The organism is Thioalkalivibrio denitrificans, from assembly GCF_002000365.1.
In the GTDB taxonomy this organism is placed as follows: domain Bacteria; phylum Pseudomonadota; class Gammaproteobacteria; order Ectothiorhodospirales; family Ectothiorhodospiraceae; genus Thioalkalivibrio_A; species Thioalkalivibrio_A denitrificans.
In genome coordinates this window covers 1-5,804 of record NZ_MVBK01000092.1, presented here as the reverse complement: position 1 = coordinate 5,804, position 5,804 = coordinate 1, and the positions used below count along the sequence as shown (strand labels likewise).

General features: G+C 61.4%; 7 protein-coding genes. 3 read left to right on the top strand and 4 right to left on the bottom strand.

The window, feature by feature from the left end; all coding sequences use genetic code 11:
• Positions 1-249: 249 nt before the first annotated feature.
• The 4 genes from B1C78_RS14040 to B1C78_RS14025 all read right to left on the bottom strand — a co-directional run bounded on the left by B1C78_RS14040 (position 250) and on the right by B1C78_RS14025 (position 2,472).
• Positions 250-744: a hypothetical protein gene (locus B1C78_RS14040; RefSeq protein ID WP_077279802.1), complete on the bottom strand. Its 495-nt coding sequence runs from the start codon at positions 742-744 to the stop codon at positions 250-252.
• A 279-nt stretch (positions 745-1,023) separates the two neighbouring features.
• Entirely contained in the window at positions 1,024-1,323 is a 300-nt protein-coding gene (locus B1C78_RS14035) for a nucleotidyltransferase domain-containing protein (protein WP_077279801.1), read from the bottom strand.
• Between the two features lie 529 nt (positions 1,324-1,852).
• The gene (locus B1C78_RS14030; RefSeq protein WP_077279800.1) at positions 1,853-2,218 is read right to left on the bottom strand and encodes a helix-turn-helix domain-containing protein; all 366 of its coding nucleotides are present in this window, start codon (positions 2,216-2,218) and stop codon (positions 1,853-1,855) included.
• Positions 2,215-2,472, bottom strand: a complete 258-nt coding sequence (locus B1C78_RS14025; RefSeq protein ID WP_077279799.1) for a type II toxin-antitoxin system RelE family toxin — start codon at positions 2,470-2,472, stop codon at positions 2,215-2,217. The genes B1C78_RS14030 and B1C78_RS14025 overlap by 4 nt, the downstream gene beginning before the upstream one ends.
• Positions 2,473-3,108: 636 nt before the next feature.
• On the opposite strand from B1C78_RS14025, the gene B1C78_RS14020 reads away from it, so the two are divergent.
• The 3 genes from B1C78_RS14020 to B1C78_RS14010 all read left to right on the top strand — a co-directional run bounded on the left by B1C78_RS14020 (position 3,109) and on the right by B1C78_RS14010 (position 5,658).
• Positions 3,109-3,399 carry a nucleotidyltransferase family protein gene (locus B1C78_RS14020; RefSeq protein WP_077279798.1) on the top strand — a complete coding sequence of 97 codons (291 nt, stop codon included), beginning with the start codon at positions 3,109-3,111 and terminating at the stop codon, positions 3,397-3,399.
• Between the two features lie 32 nt (positions 3,400-3,431).
• Positions 3,432-3,761: a HepT-like ribonuclease domain-containing protein gene (locus B1C78_RS14015; RefSeq protein ID WP_245795436.1), complete on the top strand. Its 330-nt coding sequence runs from the start codon at positions 3,432-3,434 to the stop codon at positions 3,759-3,761.
• Between the two features lie 844 nt (positions 3,762-4,605).
• A complete protein-coding gene (locus tag B1C78_RS14010) occupies positions 4,606-5,658 on the top strand; it encodes a porin (RefSeq protein WP_077279796.1) in 1,053 nt (350 codons plus the stop codon).
• Positions 5,659-5,804 lie beyond the last annotated feature (146 nt).

Genomic DNA, 5,804 nt, shown 5'->3' with positions numbered 1-5,804 from the left:
CATAGAAGGGCGGGCCGTGCTCGCCGCAGTGCCGTCTATAGACATCGGGCGGCGCCCACGGGGGCGCCCCATATTCAGCGTTCTTCTTGGCGGGCTTCGCGCCTTCGCGAGAGAAACCCAGCGAAAGCCTGCAAAGCCACCGAAGCCTGATCCGGCAAAGTTGCAAGACCGGGCACAGGAGCAGACAGCGTTCGGCCTGCCTTCGTGCCCTTCGTGTGCTTCGTGGTTGAAGAAAATCCCCGCCCCGTCCTACGGCAGCTGGGGCGGAAGCCGGGACTCGTCCAGATTCATTCGGGATACGGCGAAAGTGCGAATACGCCCATAGGTGATAAACAGCATGGCGCTGTAGCCTTCCGCCAGCCGCAACGACTCGGCAAAGGCCTGCGGATCTTCCATGTATTCATGGACCAGACGGTTGCGCAGCTTCCGGGCCTCCAGCCAGTCCTCCACACTTTCCACGATCCCGAGCCGCTCCGCCCGGTTGAGATTCTCGATCTGGCTACCGGGGTCTTCCGCAAGGGCCATCAGCCAGCGTGGGATCAGCTTGTCGGCCATGGTGTCCTGCATGCGGCCAAACCGGGAGACAAACGCCTCCAGCATTTCCGCAAGCTCCGGATGATCTTCCAGCCCCTCGACCCACTCGGCATCGATGGGCTGGGCATACAGGCGGTTCCGGCTGTATGCCAGGTGGTGGCCTTCGCGGAAGACCACATCTAGTGTCGTGTCCCGCAAATATCTTGCCATTCAGCGTGGCTGTGCGGGCGTATGGCAAGGCACGCTTGCGCAGGAATGGCCACCTCCCTTTCAAGCAAGCGTAACACCGCCACACGCCCGCACAGCCACGCCCGAAGGGAGCCCCGCAAAAGCGCCAATGCGGCGTTGCACACCTTGCCAAGGGCCTGCCATTGTCTGCGGTGTGCGCCTTGCCTTGGCGCTTTTGCGGGGCTCTGAACGGCAAGATATTTGCGGGACACGACACTAGGGTATGCGGGAAACGGTCGCTGGGCAGTTTCGATTCGCTGTTCACAGCCGAACCCCCGTGCGGCTCGCCTCCTCATGGATCGGCCGGCGCGGCGTCTCCGGGTCGAGCACCAGGACGTCGATCGGCTGATCACCCAGCCGCAGTTGCAGTCTCGCGACGAGCTTCAGCGCCTTGCGTTCCTTGTCCGCAATGCGTCGGTCGGATTCGACCAACAGATCGATATCCCCGCCCCGGGCCGCGTCATCCACCCGGGACCCAAACACGCTGACGCTCACGTCCGGGCCGAAGACCTCGGTCGTGGTGCGGCGGATGATGTCCTGGGCATTGCGAGACAGGCGCATGTTGGTTGATCTTCCGGCATGAAGAAGGATTAAAGAAGATACAGGATATGCGTCGTCGGACCCAAGCGAATGCCGTCCGGTCTCGTGGTAATTCCTGTTTGTCCTGGTTTAACCACGAAGCGCACGAAGGACACGAAGGGCTTTGGGGCAGGAAAGTTTCTGGCTCCGGTTGGGGGGGTTGCGGCCGGGTTCTCGGGCCAAGGGGCTTCGGTGGGTTCTGCAGAGATTCCTCTCGCCAAGCACGCGAAGCCCGCAAAGGAAATACCGATAGGGCGGGCCGCGCCCGCCGTAGCGCCGTAGATACGCGCTCGGCGGCGCCCATGGGGCGCCCTATTATTTCTCGCTCTTCTTGGCGGCCTTGGCGCGCTTTGCGAGAGAAACCCGGCGACAGTCTGCCAAGCCACCGGTGCCGGACCCGGCACTGTCGCAAGAGCGGGCACAAGAGCAGACAGCGTTCAGTTTTCCTTCGTGCCCTTCGTGTGCTTCGTGGTCAAAGAGATGCCCGCCACGCGACAAACGGCGCACCCCGTCAAACCAGATCGTCCAGCTCCACCTCGAGCGCATCGGCCAGTTGGCGCAGGATCTTCACCGAGCCGGTCTTGCGGCCTGACTCGATCTGGGAGATGTATGTCTTGTCCACGCCAGCCTGCTGTGCAAGCTGGGCCTGGGTCAGCCCGCGATACTCGCGCCATACGCGCAGTGGCGGATCGCCGTCTACCAGGCGCTGCATGATCGCCTGCGGCACAGGTTCTCCTTCGTCCGCCATGGCCGTATCGAACGCCCGGATATCCTCCATCGCCTCCGCCAGCTTGCGCAGCCGATCGAACTCATCAAAAGGCACCACTGCGTATTCCGGCACCCCGTCTCGTTCAATGATCTGGATCTTTGCGCTCATTTGTAGACATCTCCTCGGGCGCCGACCTGGACGACCAGAATCACGAGGCGCTCGTGTTCAAGGGTGTAAAGCGCCCGCCATTGCCCGATTCTCAGCCGGAACCCGGGCCGTCCCTGCATGGGAGTGATGTCGAGGTCGCGTCGCTCCGGGTCTTCGGCCAGCGCCTCGAAGGCCCGCAGAAACCGCGCGGCCGCATCGCTTGGCATACGCTGGAGGGCCTTCCTGGCAGGGCGCTTGTACTCGATCCTGTACATTGACTAAAAGTATTTGACATTATTGGCCATGAGTCAACCACGGGCATGGCATGTCGTCGGCGCAGCGGGGCGCCATCCGGGGCCGTGCGTCCGAATCCGGCGCCGGCGTAGGGTTGGAACCATGAAGCGCACGAAGGGCATTGGGGCAGGAAATCTTCGTGGCTCCAAATAGTGTCACGGCCGGGCCTGGGTCACCGGGCTTCGGTGGGTACCGCATGGATTCCTCTCGCAAAGACCGCCAAGCCCGCAAAGCAAATCCTGATAGGGCGGGCCGCGCCCGCCGCACCGCCGTGGCTATGCTCGGCGGCGCCTATGGGTCGCCCCGTATTCAGCGCCTTTCTTGGCGACCTTGGCGCTCTTTGCGAGAGAAACTCATGTGAAAGCCTGCGGGGTCACCAGAGCCTGATCCGGCAGCGTCGCAAAAGCGGGTACAAGAGCAGAGAGCGTAAGGCTTTCCTTCGTGCGCTTCGTGGTTGAAGAAAACGCCCGCCCCGGATGGCGCGTGGGTTCATCCGCAAAGGATCAGCCATGACGTCCTTCAGCACGCGATGGCCCTGATCCGGGTTCAAGTGGCCTGGATCGCCCCTCGGAGCGTTCTGGTATATTGCACCGGTAGCCATTCCAGAGCCGAGCCTCATGAAGCCGTCCACTTCCCTCGACACTCACCGTGCAGCCATTCGCGAGGCTGTCCGGCGTTTTCGGGCGTCCAACCCGCGCGTCTACGGGTCAGTTCTGCACGGCAAGGACAGCGACGATAGCGATCTGGATCTGCTGGTGGACCCGCTGCCTGGGGCAACCCTCTTTGATCTCGGGGGCTTGCAGGTGGAACTGGAGGATATGCTCGGTGTACCCGTGGACCTCAAGACGCCGGGCGATCTGCCGCCGCGGATTCGCGAGCGGGTTCTGGCCGAGGCGGACAGCGTATGAGCACGGATCGGCTCGGAGAGTACCTTGTTCACATGATCGAGGCTGCCGAGCTTATTTCAGCATATGTGGAGGATATGGATAAGCAGGCATTTCTGGCGGATCGGCGCACCCAGCAGGCGGTCATCCTGAATATCATCGTTCTCGGTGAAGCCGCCACCAGAATCCTGCAGGACCACGGCGACTTCGCATCCAGCCATCCTGATATTCCCTGGAACAATATGAAGGGCATGCGTAACCGGATGGCTCACGGATACTTCGACATCGATCTCGAGATCGTATGGTCCACGGTATGTGACGCGATCCCGGATCTCCTGGTTCGATTGAGGAGGGCCAGGGGTGTTCCTGCACCCCAGGGCAGGTGACTTTCTTGACCACGAAGCACACGAAGCACGCGAAGGAAATCGGGGCAGGAAGGTTTCGTGGCTCCGGTTGGGTTGAGGCCAGGTCTGGCTCAGGGGGCGGGCTTCGGTGGGTCCGGCAGTTTCCTCTCGCAAAGAGCGCCAAGGCCGCCAAGAAAGCCAGGAATAATAGAAGGGCGCCCCATGGGCGCCGCCGGGCATATACCCATGGCCCTGGGGCGGGCGCGGCCCGCCGTATCAGAATTTCCTTTGCGGGCTTGGCGCTCTTCGCGAGAGAAACCCGACGAAAGCCTGCAAAGCCACCGCAGCCGGATCCGGCACCATCGTAAAAGCGGGCACAAGAGCAGACAGTATTCAGCTTTCCTTCGTGCCCTTCGTGTGCTTCGTGGTTGAATCCCGGGGCGGGCGGGAGAGTCGGTCCCCGAAAACATGCCTTCGAAGCCCGAAAAACCGGAAGCCCGGTTCACGATAACTGTCCAGACAGCTATCCGTAAATAACATATTGATTGACCGTGGTTTTCGTCGAAACACTCAATCCCTTCTTGGTTCAATCATTCCCCCGGTCTGCCCCTGTGTTTTCCCGGCAACGCCCCGCGCACCGCCTCCGTGCACCCGTCACGGGCGAGTTCATGTAAGTTCTGAGGAGATGCGGCTAATGGCCCATCCTGTCTGGACTCGGCATGCCAGTCTCAATGTTGTAAAAAAGCAACACCAAAATGCACCGTTTGTCGCTTTTTTGCGAATTCACCCTTGCAAAGCACGATTCCTGTGCGTATAAAGATCCGGTCATTGCAACAATGACGCACAGTCTTGTGTGAAACGACTCAACTCCTGGGAGAGTGAATCCATGATGAAGAAGACTTTGATTGCCGCCGGTGTGGCAGTCGCCATGGCCGTGCCCATGGCCGCGACCGCCGACGTACAGCTTTCGGCTCAGCAGCAGGTGGAGGTTTTCAATATTTCTGGTGACCCCCGCGACGGCAACAACATGAACGGGACCGGCCTGTACATGGGTGACGCCATCGAGGCGGGCGGCAACATCAACAGTGGTAACTGGAGCCGCGTGGACCTGCGCGCCAGCCACGATCTGGGCAACGGCCTGACGGCCCTGGCCCACATCGCTGCAAACACCAACGTCACCACCGGTAACGCGCTTGGCGGTGACCGTGAAATCAACGTTGGCCTGCGCGGTGACTTCGGTACCGTGCGCTTCGGTCGTCTGACCGGTGCCTACGCCACCGCCGGCAAGGACCCCTTCAACGCCACCTTCATGCAGGCTCGCGGTAACGGTGGCATGATTGGCGGTTTCGGTGGTCTGGGCAACGGTGCCTACTTCGACCAGGCCATCGACTACCGTGGCAGCTTTGACATGCTGAGCCTGGCCGCGACGGTTGCTATTGACTCCTCGGATGAGGATGACAGTGACAGCACCAATGCGGAGCACGCGTATGCCCTGCGTGCGAACCTCAACCTGAACCCCGTGGAAGTCTGGGCGGCCTACACCAATGCCGATGAGTACGGCATGACCGGTGGCGGCCAGACAGGCGCCGGCCAGGACTTCAGCGCCTGGAAGTTGGGCGTGGAGTGGAGCGACGGCCCCATCCGCGTGATGGCCCAGTACGAGGACATCACCCACGAGACCGCCGCGGGTGACGACACCGACAATGCTGGTCAGTACATTATGCTCGCCGGTACCTACCGCATGGGCGCCAACACCTTCATGCTGGGCTTCGGTCAGTTCGACGCCGAGAACGACGCCGACCAGCGCTGGATGGCCCTGGGCATGCGTCACGCCTTCACCCGTCAGGTCTCCGTGCACGCCGGTGTGCGTCAGACCCAGTACAACGACAACGACGACAAGGAAACCGCCGTCGGTGCCGGTATGCGGGTGGTGTTCTGATCGGTTGATCTCTTGAGACCGATTGAGACGGGGCCCTTCGGGGCCCCGTTTTTGTTTGGTCAGTTGTCAGTGGTTCGTAGTCAGTTGTTGAAAAGCGCTTGACAAACGCCGTGCCGGATTCACGCTCCTGACAACTGACAACTGAC

Coding starts and splice junctions, on each gene's coding strand:
- B1C78_RS14025 (WP_077279799.1), bottom strand. CDS start 2,472: ATGTACAGGATCGAGTACAAGCGCCCTGCCAGGAAGGCCCTCCAGCGT.
- B1C78_RS14020 (WP_077279798.1), top strand. CDS start 3,109: ATGAAGCCGTCCACTTCCCTCGACACTCACCGTGCAGCCATTCGCGAG.
- B1C78_RS14010 (WP_077279796.1), top strand. CDS start 4,606: ATGATGAAGAAGACTTTGATTGCCGCCGGTGTGGCAGTCGCCATGGCC.
- B1C78_RS14035 (WP_077279801.1), bottom strand. CDS start 1,323: ATGCGCCTGTCTCGCAATGCCCAGGACATCATCCGCCGCACCACGACC.
- B1C78_RS14040 (WP_077279802.1), bottom strand. CDS start 744: ATGGCAAGATATTTGCGGGACACGACACTAGATGTGGTCTTCCGCGAA.
- B1C78_RS14015 (WP_245795436.1), top strand. CDS start 3,432: ATGATCGAGGCTGCCGAGCTTATTTCAGCATATGTGGAGGATATGGAT.
- B1C78_RS14030 (WP_077279800.1), bottom strand. CDS start 2,218: ATGAGCGCAAAGATCCAGATCATTGAACGAGACGGGGTGCCGGAATAC.